The organism is Halorientalis salina (assembly GCF_005049285.1).
GTDB classification, from domain to species: Archaea; Halobacteriota; Halobacteria; order Halobacteriales; family Haloarculaceae; genus Halorientalis; species Halorientalis salina.
In genome coordinates this window covers 211,265-236,598 of record NZ_SOSC01000001.1, presented here as the reverse complement: position 1 = coordinate 236,598, position 25,334 = coordinate 211,265, and the positions used below count along the sequence as shown (strand labels likewise).

Sequence of the window (25,334 nt, the reverse complement as noted above, 5' to 3'; positions counted from 1 at the left end):
CACGGACCAGGGTCCGGACGGCGAAACATCGTATGACAAGCCATAAGTTTAGGCTACCCTAATCCACTGACAGATGGAACTGACTCGCCGCGATGCGCTCGCAGCCCTCTCGGGTGCGGGGATCGTCGTCGGCGGGACCGCGTCGGCACTCCGGCGGAATCCGATCTCCTTCGAGGAGCAGTCAACGTCGCTGCCCTCTGGCGAAGAAGTGATGGAGACGCTCGTCGCGGTGGCGGACCTCGTGTATCCCTCGGCGATATCGAACGTCCGGGAGTTCGTCGTGGGCTATGCGGGAACGCGAATGGCGGAGCGGGCGGCCTACCGATCGGGCGTCCGCGACGCGGTCGCAGATCTGGACAGTTATACGGCGGTGCATTTCGACGCCGAACGGTTTGCCGGACTGGACGCGAGCGACCGATCGGTACTGCTCGACCAGTTGGGCGTACGAACGGCTGACCCTTCGCCGGAGGGGACGATCACCCAGCGCGTCCGGTACTACCTCGTCAACGAACTGCTGTATGCGCTGTACGCCTCCCCGACCGGCGGTGAACTGGTCGGCATCGAGAACCCGCAGGGCCACCCTGGGGGCCCAACGAGTTACCGGCAGGGGCCGCCAGAATGACCGCCGAGGACGCATCTGACGCCGACCGAACCCCGAGCGACCGGGCGGACGTCTGCGTCGTCGGTGCTGGCCCTGCGGGCGCACTCGTCGCACACCGCCTGGCCGAGCGCGGTCGAGACGTGGTCGTGCTCGAAGCCGGACCGCGATTCGAGTTCGAGAACCGCGAGGAGCGCATGGAACGGGCCATCCGCCCGGCACACGACGAGTTGACGGTCTGGGACATGGGCGGGGAGCGGGACCGGTACACGTCCAGTGGAGAGTGGTACTACCCGCTCAATCACGCTCGCGTCAAGGGCGTCGGCGGATCGACGCTCCACTGGCAGGGGATGGTGATGCGCCACCACCGGTCGGACTTCGACCGGCGGACCCAGGACGGCGTCGCCGCCGACTGGCCCATCGACTACGAGGACCTCCGTCCGTACTACGGGTCGGCCGAAACCGAGATGGGGGTCGCCGGTGCGTCGGACAATCCCTTCGCCCCGCCGCGCGAGGAGCCGTACCCACTGCCCGCCTTCGAGCCCTCCTACAGCGATTCGCTGTTCGCCGAGGCCTGCGAACGCCTGGGCGTGACGATGCACACGGTGCCCAACGCCCGCAACTCCGAGGGCTACGACGACCGGTCGGCCTGCGTCGGCTACGGGACCTGTAAACCGGTCTGTCCCTCCGGCGCGAAGTACAGCGCGGACGTCCACGTCGAGAAGGCCGAAGCCGAAGGCGCGCGCGTCATCGATCGTGCCCCCGTCCAGCGGCTCGTGACCGACGAGTCCGGCGAACGCGTCGAGGCCGCGGTCTACGCGACGCCCGACGGCGTCGAACACCGCCAGGAAGCCCGCGAGGTCGTGCTGGCCTGCGGGGGCGTCGAGATACCGCGGCTCCTCCTGCTCTCCGAATCATCTGCACACCCGGACGGGCTGGCAAACAGCAGCGGCGCGGTGGGTCGGTACTTCATGGAACACCTCTTCGCCGGTGCCGGCGGCGTGCTCGACCGGGAGACGCGCCAGAACCACGTCGGCTTCCTCACCAGCGAGAGCCACCAGTTCTACGACGACCCCGGCCAGTCGACGAGCGGAACCGACGGCGGCGTACCCGCCAGCGACGCCGACCTCGGACCGATCAAACTGGAGTTCCTGAACTACGCCGGGCCGTCACCCGTCGAGATGGCCCTCCACAGCGACGACTGGGGTGACGAACTGCTCGCCCAACTCCGGGACTCGTACGGGACCCACGTCGCGATGGGCGGCCTCGTCGGGCAGTTACCCAGGAAGGAAAACCGAATCACGCTCGATCGATCGAGGACCGACGACCACGGAAACCCAGTCCCGGACATCCAGTGGTCGATCGACGCCCGGACGCGTCGGACCATCGAGCGAGCCAACGAGATCCAGCGGTCAGTATTGGAAGAACTCGGTGCGACCGACGTGAGCGTCATCGGTCCGGACCGGACCGGGCCGGCCTATCATCACATGGGGACCACACGGATGGGGACGGACCCCACGGAGAGCGTCGTGAACCCGAACCTGCGGACCCACGACGTTCGGAACCTCTCGATTGCATCGAGTAGCGTGTTCGTCACGAGCGGTGCGGTGAACCCGACGCTGACCATCGCAGCGCTGGCGCTGAAGTGTGCTGATCACGTCGACGAGCGACTGTAAAAGGAGTCCGGGGATCAGGCGTATGGGAGACCGATCAGCAGGCCGGCGATCAGGAGCAGGCCGAGCGCCACGACCGAGGCACCGAGGAAGAACGGGCGGCCCTTTTCGGCGGGCGTTCGGACCTTCCGTTCGCGCAGACCGGCGCTGATCTTCTTGGTCCCGACCTCGACGAGTCCGGCCATGACGAACCAGAGGGCGAGCATGCCCAGGACGAGGTGACCCCGCGTCGATCCGGTCAGCGTCTCGACGGTGTAGAGTTGCGCGGCGATGTGGCCACCCGTGAGGAACAGTACCAGCGCGGAGAGCCGCGAGAGAGTCAGCAGACGACTCGTGATGTCGGCGAACGGGTCGATGTCGATGTTGCCCGCTCGCGCGACCGGAATGACCCCGTAGGTCATGAAGATGATCGCCCCGGTCCAGATGGCGGCGAACAACATGTGGATCACAAACCCGATTGTCACGTCGATTGCCATAGATGACGCTTGTCTCTCCGGACCTTGAATCTGGTGAGTTACGACGGGGAACCGTCAGCATAAGCACGCTTAAGAACCGCGGTCCGCTTTGCCCATCTATGGAACCACGGGACCTCTCCGCCCACAGCGTCTATCGGGCCGGTCGGGGCATCGAAGAGGTCGCCCGCGAACTCGGACTCGATCCCGACGATCTCGTGAAACTCTCCTCGAACGAGAACGTCCTCGGACCGAGTCCCGCGGCGACCGCCGTCATCCGCGAGTACGCCGACAAAGTCCACATCTACCCGAAGAGCTCACACACCGATCTCATCGAGCGACTCGCGGACGACTGGGACCTCGCCCCCGAGCAGGTCTGGCTGGCCAACGGCGGCGACGGCGTCCTCGACTGCCTCTGTCGCGCCGTCCTCCGGCCCGACGAGCGCATCCTCGTCCCGCGACCCGGCTTCGCCTACTACTCGATGAGCGCCCGCTACCACCACGGCGGCGTCTCCGAGTACTACCTCGACGAGGACGACGATTTCCGTCAGACCGCTCAGAACGTCCTCGACGCCTACGACGGCGAGCGCATCGTCGTTGTCACCAGTCCACACAACCCGACTGGCTCGGAGATCCCCATCGGCGAGGTCGAAACGCTCGCCGAGGAGACCGACGAGGAGACGCTCGTGCTCGTCGACGAGGCCTACGGCGAGTTCTCCGACCGGGCGAGCGCTGTCTCACTCGTCCGCGAGCGCGACGACGTGGCGGTCCTGCGGACCTTCTCGAAGGCGTACGGATTGGCCGGGATGCGACTGGGGTATGGACTCGTGCCCGAGGACTGGGCCGACGCCTACTCCCGGGTCCACACGCCCTTCGACACCGGCGAACTCACGTGTCGGGCCGGCCTCGCCGCGCTGGACGACGAGGACCACCTCGAACAGACGCGCGCGATGGTCCGGGATGCCCGCGAGTACCTCTACGAGAACCTCGACGCGCCAACCTGGGAGAGCGCCGGCAACTTCGTCCTCGCCGACGTTGGCGACGGGGCCGCGGTCACCGACGCCGCACAGCGCGAGGGCGTCATCGTCCGGGACTGTTCGAGTTTCGGCCTCCCGGAGTGCATCCGCATCACCTGCGGGACGCAGAGCCAGATGGAGCGAGCGGTCAGCGTCCTCAACGAGGTGATCGAGGCGTGAGAGTCGCGGTCACGGGCACGCCGGGGACGGGCAAGACGACAGCGACGGACCTCGTCGAGACCGACCTGGACGTAATCCACTTGAACGAGGTCATCAAGTCCGAGTCCGAGGAGTTCAGCCTGGGCGAGGACGCCGAACGAGACACGCTCATCGCCGACATGGACGCCGTCGAGTCGTGGCTCGACGACCGGGACGACGTGCTCGTCGACTCCCACCTGGCCCACAACCTCCCCGTCGACAAGGTCGTCGTCCTCCGGTGTCGCCCCGAGGAACTCGAACGACGACTCACCGAGCGGGGCGAACCCGAGTCGAAAGCCCAGGAGAACGCCGAAAGCGAGGCGCTCGACGTGGTCCTCTCGGAGGCCGTCGAGGAACACGGGCTCGATTCGGTGTACGAGATCGACGCGACAGAGCGCTCGCCCGAGGACGTCGCCGGTGAGATCGAGGGCGTCCTCGCGGGGGAGCGAGAGCCGAGTGCGGGCGAGGTGAGTTTCATCGATTACCTATGACGCTCGATAGATTCAGACCGCTGGCCGATCGGTTGTTGAACCCGTTCGTGAACGCCTCGGCCCGACTCGGACTGACGCCCGACGCCGTGAGCGTGCTGGCGTTCGGATTGGCCGCCGGGGCCGGCGGTGCGTTCTACCTCGGGCCGACGGACCGGATGTGGTATCTCGCGGCCGCACTGCTGGTCTTTCTCAACGGCTGGCTCGACCTGCTCGACGGGGCGCTGGCGCGCCGCCTCGGCACCGACTCGAAGGCCGGCGACCTGCTCGACCACGTGCTCGATCGGTACGCCGACATCGTGATGCTCGTCGGCATGGCCGCCGGTCTCGGCCGCTACCCGCTCGGGCTGGCGGCGGTGACTGGCGTCCTGATGACCTCCTATCTCGGGACCCAGTCCCAGGCCGTCGGGCTGGACCGGGTGTACGGCGGACTCCTGGGGCGTGCCGACCGCCTGGCGCTCATGGGATTCGTCGGTCTCGCGGCGGCCGTGTACCCGGCGTCGCTCTCCGGATTGACGCTCGTCGGGTGGCTGCTCGTCCTCTTCGCGGTGGTGGGTCACTTCACTGCGCTGCAGCGGTTCGTCGGCGCGTTTCGCGCGCTTTCCTGACAGGGAACGGGACGGTCGGTGTGTTTGTTGGCGTACGATTTATACGCGGGCGTGGTGAAGGTCTTGACATGGTCCAGTGTGAGATGTGCGGGGCCGAGACGTCCTCGCCGAACACGGTGAAGGTCGAAGGCGCAGAACTCGACGTGTGTGACGACTGTGCCGATTTCGGCACCGAGGTCCGGACCCAGGAGACGTCGAGTACGTCCACGAAGTACTCGACGGGCAGTTCCTCCAGTTCGGGCGGGTCGTCGTCGAGTGGCGCGTCGTCTAGTTCGGGAACGAGTTCTCGGTCCAGCGGGTCCGCCGGGAGTTCGGGTGGTGGTGGCCGCGACATGTTCGACGAACTCGACGAAGTCGCCCAGGACTTCGACGAGCGCATCCGGACGGCCCGCGAGGCGGCCGGCCTCAGCCAGTCGGAACTGGCCAGCCAACTCAACGAGAAGGCCAGCCTCATCCAGAAACTCGAACAGGGCGACACCCTCCCGACCGACTCGGTCCAGACGAAGATCGAGCGCGAACTCGACATCGACCTCACGGAAGGCGGCGGTAGCGGCGAGGAGACGGACTGGAGCAGTGACACCGCCGACGGTACGATGACGCTCGGCGACAAGGTTCAGCGAAAGGACTCCTGAAAACGTCGGGTCCGTTCCGCGGGGACGGCTCAGATGTGACGCTGCAGGTCCTCGAATTCGAGGTCCTCGGTAATGTCGTCGAGTCGCGTTTCGAGTTGTTCGATTTCGGATTCGAGCCGCGCGAAGCGCTCGCTTTCGGCCAGTTCCGCGCCGCTCTTTTCGACCTCGAGAACGTTCCGCGTGAGCCGCTTCGACGTGAGCTGCTGGTGTTTGTCGCTGTATTCGGAGAGTTTGAGCAGTCGCTCGACGACGTCGAGCAGGTCGTCGCGGGAAACCGGTTTGATGAGGTACTCGTCACACCCCATGTCGATGAGGTCGAAGCCCGGATTGACCGCAGTGACCATCGCGACCCGGCAGTCCTCGTCGCTGTCGTTGATCCGTGCCAGCACTTTGTCGCCGGACACGTCCGGCATCCGTCTGTCCAGCAGTGCCACGTCGATTCGCGCCGCGGCTTCGTCGAGATATTCGAGCGCCTCCTCGCCACCGTAGGCCGTCAACACCTCGTAGTCCTCGGCCAGATAATCCGTATAGAGGTCTGCGAGGGGACGCTCGTCATCCGCTATGAGTACGGTCGGTCGTGCAGGGGACCTCTGAGACACGCCAATCGTCGTATAGTTTCACACGACCGGTAATAAATGGGACGGCCGAGTCGACCACAGGAAGCGGTCTCGCAACCTATATTGGGATGCCCGTCGCCTTTTTCGTATGTTCGTTCTCGTCAACCTCAAAGCGTACCCCTGTGATCCAGTCGCAGTCGCAGAAGCCGCCCACGACGTGAGTGAAGCGACCGGCGTTCGCGTCGCGATCGCGCCACAGGCCGCCCAGCTCTCGGCCGTCGCCGACACCGGCGTCGAGACCTGGGCCCAACACGTCAGTCCCGTCGAACACGGCAGCCACACCGGGTCGACGCTGGCCGAAGCGGCCGCCGAGGCCGGTGCCGTCGGCACCATGCTCAACCACTCCGAGAACCGGCTGAAACTCGCGGACATCGACGCCGCCCTCGACGCGGCCGACCGCGTCGAGCTGGAGACCATCGTCTGTGCGAACAACCCCGCTCAGATCGGCGCCGCTGCGGCGCTGGGTCCCGACGCCGTCGCCGTCGAACCCCCGGAACTCATCGGCACCGGCACACCGGTCAGCAAGGCCGACCCCGACATCGTCCGGGACGCAGTCGAAGCCGCCGACGCCGTCGACGAGTCCGTCGACGTTCTCTGTGGCGCGGGTATCTCGACGGGTGAGGACCTCGACTCGGCTCGCGACCTCGGAGCGGAGGGCGTCCTCCTGGCGAGCGGCGTCGCGAAGGCAGACGACCCTCGGGCGGCGCTCGAAGACCTCGTGGAACCGATCGCCTGAGAAGGGAGACTCGTCCCGTCACCGGGACAGCGCGGCCCGATACCGGACGTTCGTCGCCGCTTTGCGACGGCGACGCTGGTCGCTCGTGACGTACTGCACGTACTCGATGCGGTCCAGAACCGGCTCGTCGGACGTTCCTTTGACGCCGACGACGTCGTTCACGTAACGTATTTCCCGCCGATCGTTTCCGCTGGCACCCTCGGCCACCGATGGGGTCGGTTCACCGACTGTTTCAGTCACGTCGTCGAGTTCGTCCTCGTAGGAACGATCCGATTGGTCGTCCGGTCTTTTGTGTTCGGTCATGGTTCGCTGTCACTCCCGCAGTGGTTCCTCGGTGGCCTCGACGAGCGCGTCGAGGTCGTCCTCGTCGGCCCGGCCGGGGTACTCCTCATCGATCAGGTCCCGAAGGCAGTAGTCGTAGTGGCCGCGACCGACGTGTTCGATGAAGCCGTGCGTCCGAAGCGTTCGATTGTGTGCGTAGGCGTTCGTCCGGTCACCGTCGCCGCCGCCGGCGAAGTGCGCGTCCAGCGGTTTGGCTGGCCCTTCCTTCCGGTAATATCGGAGCATCCGCCGGGTCTTCTGTGGCATCGACTCGATGGTCGATCGCAGATGGTCGACGAGGTCACTCGCGGCCTCCGGAACCGTCGTCGAATTCGTGACGACGGTCGTCGCCTCCGAGTCGTCCTCGAGAATCTGGCCGTCGTCCTCGCCGAGTTGCGCCATCGAAGCCGCCACGTCCGTATCGGTCGATCCCTCGGGTGCGTCCCCGTTCGTCGTCACCGTGGCGTCGTCCGCGGCCGAGGTCAGCGTCCCGTTGACGATCGCCCCGTCGATGTCGGGCGTGGCTGATCCCTCGTCGGACTCGGCGGATTGGGCCGGTTCGTCAGTCTCGATGATCTCTCCCGCGGACTCGTCGTCTGTTTGGTCGGCCGCCGAGTCTCCCGTTTCTGATGTGGTGTCGTCGGTCGCCGGGTCGTCAGCCTCGGTTTCGTCGGCTACCGATTCATCAGTCTCGGTATCGCTCGCGCTGGTGTCGTCGGTTGCCGATTCGTCGGCTTCCGCGTCATTTGGCTCCGAGTCGTCCGCGTCTGCATCGTCGGATTCGGTCGGTGTCGCTTCCGTTTCGTCCTCAGTCTTCTCCGCCGTTTCGGTCTTCGTTACCGAGTCCGCCGCGTCACCATCAGCGACTGCCTCTCCCGGATCCGCCGTTCCGTCATCGGAACTCGCATCGGCCGCGTCAGACGGGTCAGTCGTCGACTGGTCAGGGAGTTCGGCTTGCTGGTGTGGTTGCGGATCGGTTTTGGCTGCGGGGCCGCTCTGGAACTGCCGTTCCTGGCGCATTCGCTCGCGTTCGGTCCGCCCCGGATTGGGGCCCTGAACGGTGTCGACGAGGGCGTCGACGAACTGGTCCGCCATCCGGCTCATGTCCCGGGCGTCCTGGAGTTCCGTCTCCAGTTCGGCGATCCGTGAGTTTTTCTTGTCCAGTTCCTCCCGGAGTTCGGCGATGCGGTCCTCGGTCTGCTGTTTCTCCTCGCTGATCTCCTGGAGTTCCGAGACGAGATCGGAGTTGACTGACTTCAGGTCCGGGCGGTCCACGTCTTCGAGGCCGGGCGTCGCGCCGGCGTCGAAGGTCTTCTTGCGGTGGAACTGGACCCGGCGGACCGACTCGGACCAGTCGGTCATCATGAACGCCTCCCCGTCGTTCAGGTCCTCGACGGCGTCGGAGTACGCCGAATCGAGGATGCGACTGACGACCTTCGTGTCGTTGTTCCAGGTCAGCCGATGCCAGACAAGCCAGTCACACTGGGTGATGAAGTCCTTCTTGACGTCGGCCGGCCGCTGGCTGATGCCGACGATGCCGAGGCCGTGTTTCCGGCCCCGCTTGCCGATCTTGATGAGCATCTTCCCGACCTCGCCGACGGACCCCTTTTCGGGGATCCACTCGTGGCACTCCTCAACGAGCATCAGGAACGGTTGTTTGAGCTTTTTCTCCTTGGCGAACAGCTGTTTCGACACTTCGGTCAGCAACTCTTCGGCCTCGTCCTCGTCTAAGAACGACGAGACGTCGAGGATGATGGGGACGTTCTGTTCGAGCGCGAGCGAGGCGATCTTGCCGGCGTGCTCGACGGTGACCTGGATGTCACACTCGTCGTCGCCGCCGACGTGGAGGATCTCGTACTCCTCTTTGAGCCCGTAGTACTCGCCGTCGATGTCGACGATGAGGATGCCGAAGCCGCTGTCGAGCAGTTTCTCGGCGACGACGCTGGCCGAGTTCGATTTCCCCGAGCCGCTCTTGCCGGTGACGAAGCCGCGCCCGGTCAGTATCTCGACGACGGGGAGATCGATGGACTGGTCCGGTTGCTCGCCCAGCGGCGGGCCGTCACTCAACTCCGCGACCGTGATCGTCTGCTGGTCGTCTCCCATCGGTCAGGCTAGGCCAGTACGTCCTCCCACATAATCGTCAGTCAGCCAGCCGTCAGACACCGGGCTTCTCCGTCCCGATATCGGCCGAACTGCTTTAGGTGCGCGCCCACAAGTCCTGTCAGGACCGCGGAGCGGTCGGAGCCTCCAGAGAGCATGGAACGCTACGAGACCACCGTCGAGGACGGGACCGTGTACATCGAGACCGCCGAAGGGAAACTCGAAATCGGCGATCTGGATCGGGTTATCGACACCGTCGGTGGCCATGCCTGGACCATCGAGTACACCGACTGGGAGCGCCAGAACTACGACGACCTGGACACCAGCGACCAGGGGCTCACCGTCGACGTGGTGGACATGATGCGAGCGATGACCCACGGGGAATCGTTCGTCGAGACGCTCCGCGCCCATCCGGCCGAGACGACGACCGACGGGGAGGGCGCACTCTCGCCCCGTCTCGGACTGTTTATCGGCAAACTGCTGGAGAACCTGGAGAACGGCCTCGACTGACCCTCGATCACTCGAAGTCGGCGAGCGAGGTCTGGCCTGCCGTCCCGTCGTCGGGATCGCGTTCGCTCCGCCGCCGGTCGGTGAAGTCGGTCAATGACTGGTTCTCGCGCGTGTTCGCGTCCTCGAACCCGTCGAGGCTCGCCTGATCGCTGTCGGCGAAGTCCAGGTTCGAGACGCGGACGCCGACCTTCCGCACCTCGTCGTCGTCGAACTCCGCCAGCAGGTCGAGCGCGATCTCCTCGACGAGATCGGCGTCCTCGATCGGCCCCGGGAGCGAATCGGCGCGGGTGTGCACGTCGAACGGCGGCGTGACGACCTTGATACCGATGGTCTGGTAGAGCGCACCCTTCCGTTCGGCGCGGTCCGCGACATCGCCGGCCAGCGCGCGGACGCGGTCGCGTTTGCGCTTGCGGTCGTCTGTGGCCTCGGTGAACGCCGATTCCCGGGAGAGGCTCTTGGGTTTCCCGACCGGTTCGACGTCGCGGTCGTCCTCGCCGCGGGCGTACCGCCAGATCTCCCGGCCCCGCTCGCCGAACGTCTCCGTCACGCGGTCGGGGTCCGCCTCGGCGAGGTCCCCGGCCGTCTCGATGCCCATCGACCGGAGTTCGCGGGCGGTCACCGGGCCGACATTGTGGACCTCCGCGACGTCGAGCGGTGCCAGGAACGACCGGACCTCGCCGGGTTCGACGACGACGAGGCCGTCCGGCTTGTCGTGGTCGCTCGCGATCTTGGCCGCGCTCATCGCCGGCGCGACGCCGACGCTCGCGTCGACGCCCACCTCCTCGCTGATCCGGCTTTTGAGGTCCGACGCGAACGACTCGACGTCGTCCCACGCGACGGCGTCGGTCACGTCCAGATACGCCTCGTCGATGCTGACCTCCCGCACCGTGTCGGCCGTGTCGTGGAGGATCTCCCTGACGTCGGCGGCCACCGACTCGTAGAACTCCATGTCGACCGGGCGGTAGTAGCCGGCGTCCTCGGGGTCGATATCCGGGTCGTCGGCCGCCGCGTCGTGGCGGGGCGACAGTTCCAGCGCTTCCGAGATGGCCATGGCGCTCTCGACGCCGTACTCGCGGGCCTCGTAGCTCGCGGTCGCGACCGCGCCGTGGCTCTCACCGGCCTCGAAGCCCATTCCGACGACGAGTGGTTCGCCCTCCAGGGCCGGCTCCTTGAGCCGCTCACAGGCCGCGTAGAAACAGTCCATGTCGACGTGGCAGATCGTCCGCTCGCGACCGGTCGACTCCGTCCCCGGCAACCGCTCGTCCATGCCGGCCGCTTCGAATCCCCCCTACCTCAAGATTGGTGTTGCTCGGCCGGGAGCAATGCCCCGGGGTTCATGATTCCCTCGGGATCCATCGATTCCTTCGCCGCTCGCAGCGCCTCCCGGAACTCTCCGGGCGTCTCCTCCTCGTACCAGTCGCGGTGGACCCGCCCGACCGCGTGGTGGTGCGTGATCGTCCCGCCGTACTCCTCGATCACATCCGATGCCGTCGCCTTGATCTCGCGCCACTGTTCGAGTTCGTTCCCTACGTCGGCGGGTGCCAGCAGCGTGTAGTAGGGAGCCGGTCCGTCGGGATAGACGTGGGTGAACCGACAGGAGAGAAAGCCCGTGCCACACTCCTCGTTCATCGTGTCCATCACCTGCGTGGTGATCTCCTCGTGGAGTCGCGGGAACTGGTCCCACGTGACGGCCGTCTCGAACGTATCGACGATGACGCCCAGGCTCACCAGTGCGTTGAACGTGTAGGGTGCCTCGAAGAAGGCCGAGCGCCAGTCGCCTTCCTCGTCGTCGCGGTCGTCGCCACCAGCATCGGCTTCACTGTCCCGGTGTGGTCCCTCGAAGGAAGGATCGCCGGAGACGCTCCCGCCGTGGTCTCGAGAGAGATCCAGGGCGCGTTCGAGGTCGGGGTCTACCGGGTGATCGACGGACTCGAACCCCAGGACCAGCACGTGACTGCCGTCCATCGCCACCTCGTTCAACATCGCCTCGTTGCGGTCGAGCAGTCGGCAGTTCGCGGGGTAGAGCCGCGCCTGCACGATGGCACGCGTTGCGTCCACCGCGGCCTCGAACTCGTCGAAGTGGACGGTCGCCCGGGCACGGTAGGACGGCCGTGGCTGGACCTGCATCCAGGCCTCCGTGATGACGCCGAGCGTCCCCTCCGAACCACAGACCAGCCGGTTCGGGTCCGGTCCGGCACCGGAGGCGGGTAGTCGTCGTGTCTCCATCGGCCCCGAGGGGGTTACCATCCGGACGTTCTCGACGAACTCGTCGATGTGGGTATAGACCGTGGCGAAGTGACCGCCGGCCCGGGTCGCGATCCAGCCGCCGAGCGTCGAGAACTCGTAGGACTGGGGGTAGTGTCGCAACTGCAGATCGTACTCGGCCAACTGCTCGTTGATCTCCGGCCCCAGGGTGCCCGCCTGTATCCTCGCACTCCGGGAGTGATCGTCGACTTCCAGAACCGCGTCGAGTTCGCGCACGTCGAGCGACACCACACCGGCGAAGCCGTCCCCATCACCGTCCGGGTCGCACTCGATGCCACCGACGACGCTCGTCCCGCCCCCGTATGGGACGACGGCGATTCGTTCCTCGGACGCCCACGCGAGAACGTCCTCGATGTCGTCCTCGCAGTCGGGTTCGGCGACGGCGTCCGGGGCCGAATCGAAGTCGCCGTGGAACCCCCGGACGATATCCCGATACCCCTTTCCATAGGTGTGTCTGATGCGGTCCTCGGTCGCCGTCGAAACCACGTCGTCGAGGTGGGCCGGCACTGACAGTGAGGATTCGGGGATCGACACGTCCGATAGCGCTGGGGGCGAGAGCATGGGCCGCTCCGGGAACCCGAGCATCCCTTCCATTCGGGACGCCAGTTCCCGGCGTTCAGCCTCGTCGGGGAACTTTTCGGAGTACCCCCAGCCCCAGAAACTCAGTTCGTCGGCAGTCATTCGTCCCACCGGTCGTATCGGAGTACCAAAACCCTTGGCCGTGAACACGAAGCGGTCGTCCGCCACGCCGGTAGTCAGGACTCAGCAGTGGTATCACGATAAAAACCGTCTGCCGGCGAGTGAACCCGCCGGCGTCCCGGCCGAACGCGTCGGATGGCTGGCCAGCCTGAACCGGGAGTGCCGCATGTTTATTCGGCTATGCCAATTCCCGGGGGATTGGCGACGGTCGTTCCCGCCGAGAACCCCAACGTACGGGGCTCTGATTGTGTGTTAGTGTCTACCACACAAAACTCTTTCGGTCGATCGGCCGAACCGGACTTCACAGCTCCGGGAGCGACGGTCGGGAACGGGATCAGGACGCTGTCAGATAGTAGGTCGTCCCGGCCCCCAGGAGTCCGTACCCGAAGCCAGCGGCGTGAGCGAACACGTTCGTTACCGTTCCGTCGGAGACCGGCTCCGAGGGGAAGAGGATGTAGACGAACAGCGTCAACAACAACACGACGAGCAGGACAGTGAGTACCGACTCGCTCTCACGAGCCAAGCCATCGATTGGCTCGGAGCCGCTGTGTTCATCGATCAATCCCCAGCCGCTAAAGCCCCACCCCGTCACGGTGATGGCGACCGCAACGGGCAGGGACTCGCCACCGTAGATGAGAAACACTTCCAGTAGCAGCCACAACCAGACGGCGACCCCGACGTACAGCGCGGTCATCAGTCCGTGCTTCGTTCGCAAACTGATCAGCAAGGCCAGCAATACGAATGCGGTAAACCCCGCACCGACACCGGAAAAGCCCCGAGTTATCGGCGTGATCGCCGGGTAGAGCCAGCCTAGAACCGCGTAACTCGTGAGACTCACCAGCGCTGGCAGGCCGAGCAGGAACCCCGCGAACGTGAGGTGGAACCAGCGCCGCCGGTCGGCCTTCAGACAGAGTCCGTAGGCCACGACCGTCGTGGCGACGTACCCCGAGACGTTTCCGAGGAGGTGGGACGCGTCGAAGTGGACGAATGCACTCGAATACAGCGAAACGACGTCGAGGCTGCCGTGATCGAACGCCAGCCGTGCACGCGTAACCGGGGACAGCAGGAAGTGAAACAGTATCAGGGCGACGCCGACGCTCCCAATGAGCGCCAGGTCTCGACCGATAGATCGCTTCGAATACCCGTAGACTTCCCCCATTGTCCGGTGTTACGTCGCCGTCGGTCAATAACGTACGGTCTCTCCGCGTCCCATTCGAGTCGATACTCGACTACTTCTCGACGGCGTGATGCGGTCCGACGGGACCGTGTTCCGGACAAGTTCCCGCGATGGGTGTCGCGTTCAGACAGCAGTTCCGGCTGTTCGTCGCGAGCAGTCCCTGGCTGAGTTCGGCGCCGCACAACCGGCACTGAAGCGTCGAGTCGCTCATGGAGCTAGCTACGGCAGCCACTGCAGTAACTCCTCCTGGTCTGGAGCTCCGCGTTTTCCACCCTCACTGCTGACGAGCACACGAGGTCCTCGCCGGTGAAGTTCGCACAGAAAGTGGGGTCGGAGGGATTGTGAACTACGTCCAGACGTGCTCGCTTCGCTGTGCGCGTCTGGCCTCGTTCAAATCCCCCTCACCACACAGCAGTCGCTCGCGAATTGCGAGCGACAGATGAAGTGGGGTCGGAGGGATTTGAACCCCCGATCGACTGATATCTCCGGTTGCGCCTCGGAACTCCAGAGGGTCATCAGCGCGACCGATGATCAGTCGGACGCTCAGTATATCAGTCTGGAGTCTCGTCCCGGGCGCGGTGCCTCTGGAGTCAGTCGCCATGCCGGACTTGGCCACGACCCCGCACTACGGCGTATGACCAATCTGCCTAAAGGGGTTTCGATTCGGTCAGTCCCGATCGGTCTCGGCCCAGTCGCAGTCCTGGCACTTCCACCCGGTCACGAACTCCGTGACTGACGGCATGTATCCGACTTCCAGCACGTCACCCTCACATTCCGGGCACTCCCGGTCCGCGTCCTCGATGGCCTCCGCGTCCATCACGGAGTCGCCCTCGATCAGTTCGGCCAGTTTCCCTGGTGTGACCATCCGCCCCTGCACGACGCGATTATCGGCCATATCTCATTTCGCGCGGTCACCACCCTAAGACTTCCCCTCGCGGGACCGACTCACAGCCACGGTGCCCTGTCTTCCTCCGAAACGGTGTCGGCACTGGCGGGCCCGGGCGTGTACTCGTCGTCGCCCTCGTCGCCGTTCGGGGACTGCCCGCCGTTGGCGACTGGCTCGGGGTCGTCCTCGCTTCGCCCGCCTGCGCCCCACTCGATGGCGTCGCCGAGCGCGGTTCCCTCGGGATCGAACGCGAACAGGAACGAGATGCCCAGCACGGCCAGCGCGATGGGTGCGTTCCCGGGCACGAGGCCGAACAGCGAGAGCGGCAACACGCCCAGTGCGACGGCGCTGCCAAAGCGGAAGCGGTCGATGTCGACCACCTCGCGGAGCCACGGGCCGAACACTGCCAGGTGGAGGGCGAAGGCGACGGCCACGAGCGCCGCCGCAGCGGCCCTGAGCATCAGGTCTGGGTCTGCCTGGACCACCAGGCTCGCGCCGGACGGGTCGACGCTGGCGAGGAACCCGAAGGCGATGATGATCGCCGGGCGCGGCAGCAACTCGCCGATGCGGGCGCTGGCAGTCTTGGCCGCGACGGCCAGAATTACCAGGCCGGCGAATCGCTCGAAGACGGCCAAGTTCACCAGCTCTCGAATGGTCGGTGCCAGGGCTGCTTCGAGGACTGCACCGGAGACCAGCACGACCCCGACGAGCAGTACTGCTTTCGATTGCTCACGGACGGTCCCGTCCATCTCCGCGAGGATGACGGCGACCGTCGCGCTCCCGCTGAAGATGAGCAGTCCGACTTCCAGAATGCCCAGCGGGCTGGACAGCGCACCGGCCAGTACCAGTGCCGGAAAGATGCCGTCCAGCAGCGGGAGACACATCACCGTGCCGAGGAGTCTGGTCGCACCGCCGACGCGCCGCTCGATGCGGAGTGCGACCGGATGCTGAGACTGACTCATTCAGCGTCGATGGCCGTCTCCCGTGGCCGGTGGGTGATATGCGCCGTGATACCTGCGTCGGTCCCGAAAACCGCGACCGAAACCGGGCGCATCCTCCGCCTGTTTGTGTGTGTGTGCGAAGAAATTTGTCCCGCTGTCGCCGCTGGCTGACAGCTGACTCGCAACGCACACACTCGTTCGACTGGCGGAGTCCATAGTCGTAACAAATATTGTAACGGTCATAAGCGTTGTGTGGGTATTGTACACACACCCTGAGGTTTGTCCAGAAGACTTCGGCAGAACTGGTTGAAAAGCGTGTCAGAAGGGTCGTAAACAAACACAATCGTCGATTTATCGCGGTATAACTGAATCCGAACCGATACGTCCAGTGGGATGTGACGCGCTCTCGAAACTGCTCCGTCTCGCAACCCTTTTGTCGCCCCGCCTGCCACGGTTTACATGGCGAAAGACGACGAGTTCTTCTCCGAGAAGCTCCGGGTCGAAGAGGCATTGACCTTCGACGACGTTCTCCTCCGTCCGAAGGAGAGCCACATCGAACCCGACGAGGCAGACACCAGTACACAGGTATCGCGGAACGTCACGCTGAACACGCCCGTTCTCAGTGCGGCGATGGACACGGTCACGGAAAGCGACATGGCCATCGCCATGGCCCGACAGGGCGGCCTCGGCGTGCTCCATCGTAACATGGACATCGACGAGATGGCGACCGAGATCGAGCGCATCAAGCGCGCCGACGAACTCATCATCCGCGACGTGGTCACCGCGAAGCCCGACCAGACGGTCCGCGACGTCGACGAGATGATGGACCGTGCGGGTGTCAGCGGTGCCCCCGTCGTCGACGAGGACGACGAAGTGCTGGGCATCATCTCCGGGACCGACATCCGGCCGTACCTGGAGGTCGGCGAGCGCGACGAGGTCCGAGAGGCGATGACCGACGAAGTCATCACCGCTCCGGAGGACGTGACCGCCCGCGAAGCCCTCGAACTGATGTACGACCACAAGATCGAACGCGTCCCCATCGTCGACGAGGAAGAGCGACTGGTCGGCCTCGTGACGATGCAGGGCATCCTCCAGCGTCGCGAGTACGACACCGCCGCCCGCGACGACACCGGTGCCCTGCGAGCGGGCGTCGCCGTCGGCCCCTTCGAGACCGACCGCGCGGAAGCCGCCGACGAGGCCGGCGCGGACGTCCTCTTCATCGACTGTGCGCACGCGCACAACCGCAACGTCGTCGACAGCGCTCGCGAGATCAAAGAGCTCGTCGAGGCCGACGTCGTCGTCGGAAACATCGGCACTCGGGAAGCGGCCCGAGACCTCGTGGACTTCGCGGACGGCCTCAAGGTCGGCATCGGTCCGGGCAGTATCTGTACCACTCGCGTCGTCTCCGGCGCGGGGATGCCCCAGATCACCGCCGTTTCACAGGTGGCCGACGTGGCCCACCAACACGACATCCCGGTCATCGCCGACGGTGGCATCAGCTACTCCGGCGACGCGATCAAGGCCATTGCGGCCGGTGCGGACGCCGTCATGCTCGGCTCCTACTTCGCCGGGACCGACGAGGCCCCGGGCCGAGTCATCACGATGAACGGCAAGAAGTACAAGCAGTACCGCGGCATGGGGAGCGTCGGCGCGATGAAATCCGGCGGCGGCGACCGCTACCTGAAAGACGCCGACGAGGAAGAGGAGGTCATCCCCGAAGGCGTCGAGGCCGCGACGCCTTACAAGGGAACTGTCGCGAGCGAACTCCACCAGCTCGTCGGCGGCATGAAAAGCGGCATGGGCTACGTCGGCGCCGAGACCATCCCGGCGGTCAAAGAGCGCGCGGAGTTCGTCCGCGTCTCATCGGCCGGGCAACAGGAGAGCCACCCCCACGACGTGGTCATCACCGACGAAGCACCGAACTACAGCCCCGACGAATAACCCGACCGCGGTGGTGCCGGTCGATCAGAACCCTTTGCCCTCGGACTCACAGTTCGGACTGCAGTAGGCGTTCGCCGCGGCGTTGCTCGCCGAGTGTGCTTTGAAAGCTTTCTCACAGTTGTCACAGTCGTACCGTTCGAGACCAGACATCAGTGAGTGATGGGACGAACAGCCCAAAATAGCTTTCCCGGGAGTTACTCGCCCAGGTAGACGCTCTGGATGTACTCGTCGCCCCGTAGCGTCTCGGGGTTCCCCTGTCGGGCGAACAGGCCGTTCTCCATCAGGTACACCTGATCCGCCAGGTCCATCGCGAAGGTCACGTTCTGCTCACAGAGCACGACCGTCACGCCGTCCTGCTGGATCTGCGTGAGCGCGTTGGCGATGTCTTCCCGGACTCGCGGTGAGAGTCCGAGCGTCGGTTCGTCGAGCAACAGCATCCGCGGGTTGCTCATCAGCGCGCGACCGATAGCGAGTTGCTGCTGCTCGCCGCCACTCAGCGTCTGTGCGAGTTGGTCGCGCCGCTCCTGGAGGACCGGGAACAGGTCGTAGACGAAATCCATCCGCTGTGAGACGTTCCCCTTCCGCTGGTAGGTCCCCAGCTGGAGGTTCTTCTGGACGGACATCTCGCCGAACAGGTTGCGCTTCTCCGTACAGTAGATCAGCCCGTCGCGGACCATGGTCCGTGCGCCCTTCGTGAGGTAGCGGTCGGTGAGCGTTCCGATCCGCTCGCCGATCGTTCGGTTTTGCTGGCGCATGATGTCGACCGACGAGGCGACCATCCGATCGCGGACTTCCTCGTCGAGGTACTCGATCGAGCCGTCGTAGTCGACGAAGCCGGCGATGGCGTCCGACAGCGTCGATTTCCCCGCGCCGTTCGGCCCGATGATCGCGACGAAATCGCCCTGATCGACGTCGAAGGATACCCCGCGCAGCGCCGACACCTTCCCGTAGGTGACTTCCAGGTCGTCGATCGCGAGGAGGGTCTCGCTGCCGCTCATCAGTTCCCACCCCCGAGGTACGCTTCCTTGACCATGGGATCGGATCTGATCTCCTCTGGCGTCCCCTCGGCGAGCAACTCGCCGAAGCGAATGACGACCGCGCGGTCGATGAGCGGGAAGAGTCCGCGCATGTTGTGGTCGACGACCACGAGCGTGACGCCGGCCTCGGATCGCAACTGCTTGAGGAGGTCGGAGATGCTCTCGACCTCCGGGTCCGAGAGCCCGGCGAAGGGCTCGTCCAGCAGGAGCAGGTCGGGGTTCGTCGCCAGCGCCCGACCGAGTTCCAGCCTGAGCATCCCGGCGTGGGGGAGTTCGTCGGGCGTCATGTCCATCCGGTCGTCGAGCCCCACGAGTTCACAGACGCCTTCGGCCTTCTTGATCGTCTCACCGCGCAGGCCGGCCAGCGAGAACAGTTTGTCCGGCACGAGCGGCAGGGCGATGTTTTGCAGCACCGTCCGGTCCTCCAGCGGACGGAACGACTGGAAGGTCCGGGCCATCCCGCGTTTGACCATCTTGTACGGCGGGAGATCGGTCACGTTCTCGCCCTTGTACCAGATGTTCCCGTCAGTCGGCGGATAGATGCCGCTGATACAGTTGAACGTCGTGGACTTTCCGGCCCCGTTCGGCCCGATGAAGCCCAGGATCTCCTCCTCCTGGACGGCAAAGGAGAGTTCGTCGACGGCCGTGATACCGCCGAACTGTTTGGTGAGTTCCGACATCACGAGGATGCCGTCGTTCGGTCCGAGTTCGTCGCTCCACTCTGGTGGTGCGTCCTGGTCAGCGCTCATCGTCGTCACCTCCGAGGAAATCGCGGTAGTTGTTCAGTATCTGTGCGACCGGGTTCACCATCTCGCCGCCGTCGGTCGCTACGTCCTCGTCGCTGTTCCGGTTGAGGACCCGTCGTCCCCCGACGATACTGCCACGCAGGAGGCCCCCCGGTAGCGCGTAGATGATGACTAAGGCGATGACCGACAGGAGGATGAGATACACCTCGGCGATGGCCACGTTCGCCACGGGAATGACGAGTTCGGATCCTTCGAGGAAGCTCCGCGTCAGGCCGAAGAACAACCCGCCGGCGGCCGCGCCGACGATGGTTCCGGCCCCGCCGATGAAGACGGCGATGATGATCTCGATGTTGATCGCCAGTGCCAGCAGGGTGTTCGGCGTCGGCGACGCGCTGGGCGTGTGGACGAACGCGGCCCCGGCGAGCCCACCGATGGCCGCGCTGAGGACGAACGCGAAGATCTTGAACTTCGCGGGGTTGAGGCCGGCGGAGTTGACCGCGTCCTCGCTCTCCCGAATCGCGGTAAATATCCGACCGGCGTCGGACCGGGTCACCGCCAGCAGAACCGTCAACACGACGACGAACAGCCCGAAGGCGAGGTAGTACACCGGGATCACGTCGTTGAACCCCAGCCCGAACAGGTTGTCAATCTCCCCTGAGAGACCGGATTCGCCGCCGAATATCGGGAAGTACCGGAAGACGCCGAACAGGATCAGCGGTGCGATCAGCGTCACCAGCGACAGGTACGGGCCGCGCAATCGCAGCGTCGGGACGCCGATCACCAACCCGGCGAGTGCGGCCACGAGGACGCCCGCCGGAATCGTCATGAGCGGGCTCAGTCCCATCTCCATGTTCAACAGCGCCGCGGAGTACCCGCCGACCGTGAAGAAGACGGTGTGTCCGAAACTGATCTGACCGGTGTAGCCCGAGACGAGATCCCAACTCATCGCGAACATCGCGAAGAAGAACGCGGAGGCGAAGATCAACGCCTCCGAACTCGTCAACGCCACCGGCAACACTGCCAGCAACAGGAGCACCAACAGCCCGATCTTGTGTCGCAACGGTTTGTTCAGCGGGTTCAGCCACTGTCGGAACGTTCCGCCTTCGACGTCGAGCCGTTCCGAGAGGTCCGAATTACTCATCTCAGACTTGCACCTCCTGTCCGAACAGCCCCGACGGACGGACGAACAACACGACCAGCAACAGGAGCAGCGGCGTCAGGCCCGTCAGTTTCGGATCGACCAGCGAGGTCGTCATGACTTCGACCGTCCCGATGACGTACGCGCCGACGACGCTGCCCCGAATCGATCCCAGGCCACCGAGGATGACGATGGCGAACGAGAAGATCAGCGGCCACAGCCCCATGTCCGCCGAAAGCCCTTCGCTCGGAATGAGGAACAACCCGGCGATACCGGCCAGCACGCTCGCCAGGACCCACATCCAGAGGTTGATCCGCGAGCTATCGATCCCGACGAGGAACGCGCCTTTGCGGTCCTGACTGGTCGCCAGGATTGCCCGCCCCGTGTCGGTCCTGTTCACGTACAGGAACAGCGCGCCGATGAGCGCGAGCGAGACGAAGACGATCAGCAACTCGTGGTACTGGACGCTGACGCCGAGGACTTCGGGGGTGTTCCCGGAGACGAGGATCTGCGGTTGCTGGCCGCTCGGCCCGATCTGTCCAATCAGCGATTCCACCCCGATCGACGCGATGAGCGTCATGATCATCACGATGACCGGATCGTCCTGCACCCGGCGGATCAACACGATGTACATCAACGCTCCGAACAGCCCCGGAACGATGATCGCTCCCGCGATGGCACCGGGTGCACCGAGCGCGTACCCCTCTCCGATGAGGTACGCAGCGTAGGCCCCGATGGTTATCGTCGCACCGTGGGCCAGGTTCAACACGCCGCCGACGCCGAAGATCAGCGTGAAACCCACGGCGACGAGCGCGTACAGCGACCCCTTCACTATCGAACTGATAACGATTGGAAGTATATCTACCATGTCAATATCTCTGTTAGATCCAGTTCGGTTTCATGTAGTCTGCCGTAGCGAAGTCTTCGGGATAGATCACTTCCTGCGTCCCGCCGCCGTTTCCGTCGGGTTGCCACTGCTGGAACACCGGGTTCACCTTGTCCTGCGAGTAGATCACGTCGTGTGCGAACCGCTGTCCTTCTCCGTGGTACTCGATAGTCCCGATGGCACCAGTGTAGGAGCTCTCCTCTAATCCCGTGATGACGTCGTCGGCGTTACCGGGGTCCCCGTCGAGATCGCCGGCGACGGTCGCGTACTGCCAGAGCGCGTCGTACGTGATGTACCCGGTGTAGATGGGGAGACTGTCGAACTTGTCCTCGTACGCGCCGATGAAGTCCTGTGTCTTGTCGGTCAGTTCACTGGTCGGGGTCGCCACGTTCTGCGTGATGCTGTACGCCGGTGCCCCCATGGTGTCCCCGTAGAACGACGGGAGTTGGCCGGGGATGTGGATGCCTCCGAACCCGAACGGTCGTTGGCCGCGCGACCACGAGGTGACGGCCTGGCCGCCGGTGTTCCCCATCGCGACCAGCGCGGCATCGGCGTCAGCGTTCTCCACCCGATCGTACAGCGTTCCGTAGTCGGTCTGCTGGGGCGAAAACCGGTCGGCACCGACGACCTCGATATCGCTGCTGTCCCGGAGCTTCGGCTCGATGACGTCCTGGACCGGTCGGGTCCAGTCGAAGTTTTCCATCACCAGATAGACCCGGTTCCAGTCGATGTCGGGAAACACGTTCAACGCGAACGTCGCGACGTTCTGACCGAGCTGGACCGCGTTCAACGGTCCTGTACGGAAATGGTACTTGTACTTGTCGTAGCTATCGCTGACCAGCTGACTCGCTTCCGGCGTCGCGGCCCCCGTCGTGAGATGGACTGTCTCGTTTTCCGCGATGGCGTCCATCAGCGACATCAACACCTCGCTCGTGAACACGCCGGTCGTCACGTCCACGTCCTCGTCGAGCGCGAGGTCCTGCTGGTACTTCTGTTTGGCTGTCGAGGGGTCGCCCTCCGTGTCCTTGACGCTCACCTCGACGTCGGACCCATCGATGCCCCCCTCACCGTTGATCTCCTCGACGGCGAGTTTCGCCCCGTTGGCCATCGATTGGCCGATGTCACTCGTCTCGCCGCTCAGAGGGGCCAGCACGCCCACCTTGAACCCCCCGCTATCGCTCGACCCGCGACACCCCGCCAACCCGGTCGCGGCGGCCGTCGCACCGGTCGCCTTCAGAAACGACCGGCGGTCGACCGGAATCGTTCTGTTATCATTCATGTCAATGTCCTCCCGGTTAGTATCGTGTGAACGTCCCGCAACCATGCCTTGGAAAAATAGAATTTTCCGCTGATATAAAAGTGTACTGAGAGACAGGAACTGAAACGACCCGAAGGTATATTGGAACGACGGAAACGCCGCAGGTATCAGGGCTTGTCGGTGGACAGAACCGGCCGACGATCCGCGTCGCAACCCCTTCGCCAGGCCCGGATATCAGAGTTCCGAGAAGACATCGGTCCCGTCGAGTAGCTACAATCGGTCTTTGATATTTGAGACGGCTTAACTGATACCGACCCGCATCGCTAAACTGAGATGTCCCCAGCCCCGCACTCGCTCCACGCCCTCCTGCTCACGGCCGTCGACTTCGCCGCAGCGACCCTGCTGTACCACCTCGTCAGCCCCTCACTCGGCCTGCTGGTGGCCGTCGCCGGAAGCCTGTTGCTCTGTAGTCTCCTCTACCAGATCTCCCGGACCACTTCCCGACGAGACGACCCAGGACTCTACTGACTCAACCGCTTGTTTTAGTCGCGGTTGTGACTCACGGTTTGGTCGTCGCCAGGAATACGGGCCGAACGGGATTTGAACCACGCCGAGACGATCGCTCCCTCCGGTCGCGCTGCGACTCGCCTCGTTCAAACCCTTCGGCAGCGTACAGCAGGCGCTCACGAAGTGTGAGCGCCAGAGTAAAACGGGCCGAAAGGGATTTGAACCCTTGACCGACGGCTTAAGAGGCCGTCGCTCTGCCAGACTGAGCTATCGGCCCTGGCGTTTCTTCGTAGCGGGGTGTGGTTCAAATACGTTTCCTTTCGTGGTCCAGCGGTCCCGCGGTGGCGCCCGTGCGTAACTCCCTTATCAACCCGCGCTTCGCTGGTGAGAGAAGGTGTGTGTTATAAGTGGCTCCCGGCCCGAGCGGTCTGTATCATGAGCAGTGGCATCACGATGGCCTCGATGTCTACGTATGCGATTCTCGGCTGTGGGAGTGTGGGCCACGCTGTCGCCGAAGAGCTCGAATCCGAGGACAAGGACGTACTCATCCTCGACATGGACGAAGGCCGGGTCGAAGCCCTCCGCGACCAGGACCTCGACGCTCGCGCCGCGGACATCCGCGATCCGTCGCTCACCGACGAGGTCGAGGACCGCGACGTCCTCCTGATCCTCTCCTCGGACGTCGAGGCCAACATGGCCGCCGTCACCAACGTCAGGGAGAACGGCGGCGAACAGTTCATCATCGCCCGCGCGGACGATCCGGTCTCCGCCGACGAACTCACCGAGGCCGGTACCGACGTGGTCATCAATCCCTCGACCGTCATCGCCGACTCCGCGCTCAGAGCCCTGGAGACCGGCGAACTCGAATACAAGGCCACGCAACTGGCCGACGTCATCGACGACACGGACAAACGGATGGCGATTCTCATCCACCGCAGTCCCGACCCGGACTCGATCGCCAGCGCCGCCGCACTCCGACTCATCGCCGAGAGCAGGGACATCGACGCCGACATCGTCTATCAGGGCGAGATCGGGCATCAGGAAAACCGTGCGTTCGTCAACCTGCTGGGCATCGAACTCATCTCCGGCGGTGAAGCCGACCTCACGGAGTACGACACGTTCGCACTCGTCGACCACGCCAAGGGCGGCGAGCCGCAAATCGACCAGGACATCGACGTCATCATCGATCACTTCGAGCCGGAGCACGCCTACGACGCGACGTTCATGGACGTGCGCCCGAACGTCTCCGCCACCTCGACGATCCTCACGAAGTATATCCAGGAACTCGACCTGAACGTCGACCAGAACGTCGCGACGGCGCTCCTCTACGGCATCCGCGCCGAGACACTGGATTTCAAACGCGACACGACGCCCGCCGACCTGACGGCGGCCGCGTATCTGTATCCGTTCGCCGACCACGACACGCTCGAACAGGTCGAGTCCCCGTCGATGTCGCCCGAGACCCTCGACGTACTCGCCGAAGCCATCCGTAACCGCGAGGTCAAAGGCTCGCATCTCATCTCGAACGCCGGCTTCATCCGCGACCGCGACGCCCTCTCGCAAGCTGCACAGCACCTCCTGAACCTCGAAGGAATCACGACGACGGCGGTGTTCGCACTCGCCGACGATACGATCTATCTCGCCGCGCGCTCGAAGGACATCCGGATGGACATCGGGGCCGTCCTCGAAGACGCGTTCGACGACATCGGGGACACGGCAGGCCACTCGACAGACGCCAGCGCGGAGATCCCGCTCGGCATCTTCACGGGTATCGAGACGAACGAGGACAACCGGGACACGCTGCTGGAACTGACCGAGCAGGCAGTCAAGACGAAACTCTTCGAGGCGATGGGCGTCGAGGGAAGCGACGGCGGCAGCAGTAACGGCAGTTAGAGAACCGAAAC

The 25,334-nt window shown here is 64.6% G+C and carries 27 protein-coding genes and 2 tRNA genes; 11 read left to right on the top strand and 18 right to left on the bottom strand.

Annotation, left to right across the window (positions count from 1 at the left end):
* Positions 1 to 73 precede the first annotated feature (73 nt).
* Positions 74 to 622, top strand: coding sequence for a gluconate 2-dehydrogenase subunit 3 family protein (locus E2481_RS01235; protein ID WP_136715303.1), 549 nt, complete (start codon positions 74 to 76; stop codon positions 620 to 622).
* Positions 619 to 2,274 carry a GMC family oxidoreductase gene (locus tag E2481_RS01230; protein WP_136715302.1) on the top strand — a complete coding sequence of 552 codons (1,656 nt, stop codon included), beginning with the start codon at positions 619 to 621 and terminating at the stop codon, positions 2,272 to 2,274. The genes E2481_RS01235 and E2481_RS01230 overlap by 4 nt, the downstream gene beginning before the upstream one ends.
* A gap of 14 nt (positions 2,275 to 2,288) precedes the next feature.
* On the opposite strand, the gene E2481_RS01225 is transcribed toward E2481_RS01230, so the two are convergent.
* Positions 2,289 to 2,747: a transporter gene (locus E2481_RS01225; RefSeq protein WP_136715301.1), complete on the bottom strand. Its 459-nt coding sequence runs from the start codon at positions 2,745 to 2,747 to the stop codon at positions 2,289 to 2,291.
* Positions 2,748 to 2,845: 98 nt separating this feature from the next.
* Here E2481_RS01225 and hisC point away from each other — a divergent pair, with 98 nt between their 5' ends.
* From hisC to E2481_RS01205, 4 genes are all read left to right on the top strand, one after another.
* Complete coding sequence (gene hisC / locus E2481_RS01220) at positions 2,846 to 3,919, top strand: histidinol-phosphate transaminase (protein WP_136715300.1); 1,074 nt, start codon at positions 2,846 to 2,848, stop codon at positions 3,917 to 3,919.
* Positions 3,916 to 4,428 carry an adenylate kinase family protein gene (locus E2481_RS01215; RefSeq protein WP_136715299.1) on the top strand — a complete coding sequence of 171 codons (513 nt, stop codon included), beginning with the start codon at positions 3,916 to 3,918 and terminating at the stop codon, positions 4,426 to 4,428. Before hisC ends, E2481_RS01215 begins: the two co-directional genes overlap by 4 nt.
* Positions 4,425 to 5,033, top strand: a complete 609-nt coding sequence (locus E2481_RS01210; RefSeq protein WP_136715298.1) for a CDP-alcohol phosphatidyltransferase family protein — start codon at positions 4,425 to 4,427, stop codon at positions 5,031 to 5,033. Before E2481_RS01215 ends, E2481_RS01210 begins: the two co-directional genes overlap by 4 nt.
* Before the next feature lie 68 nt (positions 5,034 to 5,101).
* Complete coding sequence (locus tag E2481_RS01205) at positions 5,102 to 5,665, top strand: multiprotein bridging factor aMBF1 (protein WP_136715297.1); 564 nt, start codon at positions 5,102 to 5,104, stop codon at positions 5,663 to 5,665.
* A gap of 29 nt (positions 5,666 to 5,694) precedes the next feature.
* On the opposite strand, the gene E2481_RS01200 is transcribed toward E2481_RS01205, so the two are convergent.
* Positions 5,695 to 6,264 (bottom strand): response regulator, encoded by a 570-nt coding sequence (locus tag E2481_RS01200; RefSeq protein ID WP_136715296.1) that lies wholly within the window; start codon positions 6,262 to 6,264, stop codon positions 5,695 to 5,697.
* Between the two features lie 106 nt (positions 6,265 to 6,370).
* Between E2481_RS01200 and tpiA the strand changes: the two genes are divergently transcribed.
* Entirely contained in the window at positions 6,371 to 7,018 is a 648-nt protein-coding gene (gene tpiA, locus E2481_RS01195) for a triose-phosphate isomerase (RefSeq protein WP_136715295.1), read from the top strand.
* An 18-nt stretch (positions 7,019 to 7,036) separates the two neighbouring features.
* Here tpiA and E2481_RS01190 read toward each other — a convergent pair whose 3' ends face one another.
* Together E2481_RS01190 and E2481_RS01185 are read right to left on the bottom strand one after the other, a co-directional pair.
* A complete protein-coding gene (locus E2481_RS01190; RefSeq protein WP_136715294.1) occupies positions 7,037 to 7,321 on the bottom strand; it encodes a hypothetical protein in 285 nt (94 codons plus the stop codon).
* Positions 7,322 to 7,330: 9 nt separating this feature from the next.
* Positions 7,331 to 9,442: an ATP-binding protein gene (locus tag E2481_RS01185; protein ID WP_136715293.1), complete on the bottom strand. Its 2,112-nt coding sequence runs from the start codon at positions 9,440 to 9,442 to the stop codon at positions 7,331 to 7,333.
* Between the two features lie 153 nt (positions 9,443 to 9,595).
* Between E2481_RS01185 and E2481_RS01180 the strand changes: the two genes are divergently transcribed.
* Positions 9,596 to 9,949: a hypothetical protein gene (locus E2481_RS01180; RefSeq protein WP_136715292.1), complete on the top strand. Its 354-nt coding sequence runs from the start codon at positions 9,596 to 9,598 to the stop codon at positions 9,947 to 9,949.
* Positions 9,950 to 9,956: 7 nt separating this feature from the next.
* Here the strand turns inward: E2481_RS01180 and dinB are convergent, their stop codons facing one another.
* The 7 genes from dinB to E2481_RS01155 form a co-directional block, all read right to left on the bottom strand.
* Positions 9,957 to 11,216: a DNA polymerase IV gene (gene dinB / locus E2481_RS01175; protein WP_136715291.1), complete on the bottom strand. Its 1,260-nt coding sequence runs from the start codon at positions 11,214 to 11,216 to the stop codon at positions 9,957 to 9,959.
* Between the two features lie 26 nt (positions 11,217 to 11,242).
* The gene (locus E2481_RS01170) at positions 11,243 to 12,895 is read right to left on the bottom strand and encodes an FAD-binding oxidoreductase (protein ID WP_136715290.1); all 1,653 of its coding nucleotides are present in this window, start codon (positions 12,893 to 12,895) and stop codon (positions 11,243 to 11,245) included.
* Between the two features lie 352 nt (positions 12,896 to 13,247).
* On the bottom strand, positions 13,248 to 14,072 hold the full coding sequence (locus tag E2481_RS01165) for a hypothetical protein (protein ID WP_136715289.1): 825 nt from the start codon (positions 14,070 to 14,072) through the stop codon (positions 13,248 to 13,250).
* Positions 14,073 to 14,142: 70 nt separating this feature from the next.
* Positions 14,143 to 14,301, bottom strand: coding sequence for a hypothetical protein (locus tag E2481_RS18505; RefSeq protein WP_169302347.1), 159 nt, complete (start codon positions 14,299 to 14,301; stop codon positions 14,143 to 14,145).
* Between the two features lie 234 nt (positions 14,302 to 14,535).
* A tRNA-Trp gene (locus E2481_RS18500) sits at positions 14,536 to 14,712 on the bottom strand.
* A gap of 45 nt (positions 14,713 to 14,757) precedes the next feature.
* The gene (locus E2481_RS01160; RefSeq protein ID WP_136715288.1) at positions 14,758 to 14,985 is read right to left on the bottom strand and encodes a DUF5795 family protein; all 228 of its coding nucleotides are present in this window, start codon (positions 14,983 to 14,985) and stop codon (positions 14,758 to 14,760) included.
* A gap of 50 nt (positions 14,986 to 15,035) precedes the next feature.
* Positions 15,036 to 15,938, bottom strand: coding sequence for a DUF5794 domain-containing protein (locus E2481_RS01155; protein ID WP_136715287.1), 903 nt, complete (start codon positions 15,936 to 15,938; stop codon positions 15,036 to 15,038).
* A 438-nt stretch (positions 15,939 to 16,376) separates the two neighbouring features.
* Between E2481_RS01155 and guaB the strand changes: the two genes are divergently transcribed.
* Complete coding sequence (guaB, locus tag E2481_RS01150) at positions 16,377 to 17,858, top strand: IMP dehydrogenase (protein ID WP_136715286.1); 1,482 nt, start codon at positions 16,377 to 16,379, stop codon at positions 17,856 to 17,858.
* 24 nt (positions 17,859 to 17,882) lie between these two features.
* On the opposite strand, the gene E2481_RS18865 is transcribed toward guaB, so the two are convergent.
* Genes E2481_RS18865 through E2481_RS01125 form a run of 6 tightly spaced genes read right to left on the bottom strand, consistent with a single transcriptional unit; the run spans position 17,883 to position 22,944 of the window.
* Positions 17,883 to 18,008 (bottom strand): hypothetical protein, encoded by a 126-nt coding sequence (locus tag E2481_RS18865; protein ID WP_256867877.1) that lies wholly within the window; start codon positions 18,006 to 18,008, stop codon positions 17,883 to 17,885.
* A gap of 44 nt (positions 18,009 to 18,052) precedes the next feature.
* Complete coding sequence (locus tag E2481_RS01145) at positions 18,053 to 18,856, bottom strand: ABC transporter ATP-binding protein (RefSeq protein WP_136715285.1); 804 nt, start codon at positions 18,854 to 18,856, stop codon at positions 18,053 to 18,055.
* Entirely contained in the window at positions 18,856 to 19,644 is a 789-nt protein-coding gene (locus E2481_RS01140) for an ABC transporter ATP-binding protein (RefSeq protein WP_136715284.1), read from the bottom strand. Before E2481_RS01140 ends, E2481_RS01145 begins: the two co-directional genes overlap by 1 nt.
* Positions 19,634 to 20,782: a branched-chain amino acid ABC transporter permease gene (locus E2481_RS01135; RefSeq protein ID WP_136715283.1), complete on the bottom strand. Its 1,149-nt coding sequence runs from the start codon at positions 20,780 to 20,782 to the stop codon at positions 19,634 to 19,636. Before E2481_RS01135 ends, E2481_RS01140 begins: the two co-directional genes overlap by 11 nt.
* Position 20,783: 1 nt before the next feature.
* Positions 20,784 to 21,611, bottom strand: coding sequence for a branched-chain amino acid ABC transporter permease (locus E2481_RS01130; protein ID WP_370628369.1), 828 nt, complete (start codon positions 21,609 to 21,611; stop codon positions 20,784 to 20,786).
* A gap of 49 nt (positions 21,612 to 21,660) precedes the next feature.
* Positions 21,661 to 22,944, bottom strand: a complete 1,284-nt coding sequence (locus E2481_RS01125; RefSeq protein WP_169302346.1) for an ABC transporter substrate-binding protein — start codon at positions 22,942 to 22,944, stop codon at positions 21,661 to 21,663.
* A gap of 312 nt (positions 22,945 to 23,256) precedes the next feature.
* Between E2481_RS01125 and E2481_RS01120 the strand changes: the two genes are divergently transcribed.
* Positions 23,257 to 23,451: a hypothetical protein gene (locus tag E2481_RS01120; protein ID WP_136715280.1), complete on the top strand. Its 195-nt coding sequence runs from the start codon at positions 23,257 to 23,259 to the stop codon at positions 23,449 to 23,451.
* A gap of 182 nt (positions 23,452 to 23,633) precedes the next feature.
* Here the strand turns inward: E2481_RS01120 and E2481_RS01115 are convergent.
* Positions 23,634 to 23,707, bottom strand: a tRNA-Lys gene (locus E2481_RS01115).
* A 158-nt stretch (positions 23,708 to 23,865) separates the two neighbouring features.
* Here E2481_RS01115 and E2481_RS01110 point away from each other — a divergent pair.
* Positions 23,866 to 25,323 carry a DHH family phosphoesterase gene (locus E2481_RS01110; protein ID WP_136715279.1) on the top strand — a complete coding sequence of 486 codons (1,458 nt, stop codon included), beginning with the start codon at positions 23,866 to 23,868 and terminating at the stop codon, positions 25,321 to 25,323.
* Positions 25,324 to 25,334 lie beyond the last annotated feature (11 nt).

Coding starts and splice junctions, on each gene's coding strand:
- guaB (WP_136715286.1), top strand. CDS start 16,377: ATGGCGAAAGACGACGAGTTCTTCTCCGAGAAGCTCCGGGTCGAAGAG.
- E2481_RS01135 (WP_136715283.1), bottom strand. CDS start 20,782: ATGAGTAATTCGGACCTCTCGGAACGGCTCGACGTCGAAGGCGGAACG.
- E2481_RS01205 (WP_136715297.1), top strand. CDS start 5,102: ATGGTCCAGTGTGAGATGTGCGGGGCCGAGACGTCCTCGCCGAACACG.
- E2481_RS01235 (WP_136715303.1), top strand. CDS start 74: ATGGAACTGACTCGCCGCGATGCGCTCGCAGCCCTCTCGGGTGCGGGG.
- E2481_RS01140 (WP_136715284.1), bottom strand. CDS start 19,644: ATGAGCGCTGACCAGGACGCACCACCAGAGTGGAGCGACGAACTCGGA.
- E2481_RS01155 (WP_136715287.1), bottom strand. CDS start 15,938: ATGAGTCAGTCTCAGCATCCGGTCGCACTCCGCATCGAGCGGCGCGTC.
- E2481_RS01145 (WP_136715285.1), bottom strand. CDS start 18,856: ATGAGCGGCAGCGAGACCCTCCTCGCGATCGACGACCTGGAAGTCACC.
- tpiA (WP_136715295.1), top strand. CDS start 6,371: ATGTTCGTTCTCGTCAACCTCAAAGCGTACCCCTGTGATCCAGTCGCA.
- E2481_RS01185 (WP_136715293.1), bottom strand. CDS start 9,442: ATGGGAGACGACCAGCAGACGATCACGGTCGCGGAGTTGAGTGACGGC.
- E2481_RS18505 (WP_169302347.1), bottom strand. CDS start 14,301: ATGAGCGACTCGACGCTTCAGTGCCGGTTGTGCGGCGCCGAACTCAGC.
- E2481_RS01225 (WP_136715301.1), bottom strand. CDS start 2,747: ATGGCAATCGACGTGACAATCGGGTTTGTGATCCACATGTTGTTCGCC.
- E2481_RS01125 (WP_169302346.1), bottom strand. CDS start 22,944: ATGAATGATAACAGAACGATTCCGGTCGACCGCCGGTCGTTTCTGAAG.
- E2481_RS01170 (WP_136715290.1), bottom strand. CDS start 12,895: ATGACTGCCGACGAACTGAGTTTCTGGGGCTGGGGGTACTCCGAAAAG.
- E2481_RS01120 (WP_136715280.1), top strand. CDS start 23,257: ATGTCCCCAGCCCCGCACTCGCTCCACGCCCTCCTGCTCACGGCCGTC.
- E2481_RS18865 (WP_256867877.1), bottom strand. CDS start 18,008: ATGTCTGGTCTCGAACGGTACGACTGTGACAACTGTGAGAAAGCTTTC.
- E2481_RS01165 (WP_136715289.1), bottom strand. CDS start 14,072: ATGGGGGAAGTCTACGGGTATTCGAAGCGATCTATCGGTCGAGACCTG.
- E2481_RS01110 (WP_136715279.1), top strand. CDS start 23,866: ATGAGCAGTGGCATCACGATGGCCTCGATGTCTACGTATGCGATTCTC.
- hisC (WP_136715300.1), top strand. CDS start 2,846: ATGGAACCACGGGACCTCTCCGCCCACAGCGTCTATCGGGCCGGTCGG.
- dinB (WP_136715291.1), bottom strand. CDS start 11,216: ATGGACGAGCGGTTGCCGGGGACGGAGTCGACCGGTCGCGAGCGGACG.
- E2481_RS01230 (WP_136715302.1), top strand. CDS start 619: ATGACCGCCGAGGACGCATCTGACGCCGACCGAACCCCGAGCGACCGG.
- E2481_RS01210 (WP_136715298.1), top strand. CDS start 4,425: ATGACGCTCGATAGATTCAGACCGCTGGCCGATCGGTTGTTGAACCCG.
- E2481_RS01180 (WP_136715292.1), top strand. CDS start 9,596: ATGGAACGCTACGAGACCACCGTCGAGGACGGGACCGTGTACATCGAG.
- E2481_RS01160 (WP_136715288.1), bottom strand. CDS start 14,985: ATGGCCGATAATCGCGTCGTGCAGGGGCGGATGGTCACACCAGGGAAA.
- E2481_RS01190 (WP_136715294.1), bottom strand. CDS start 7,321: ATGACCGAACACAAAAGACCGGACGACCAATCGGATCGTTCCTACGAG.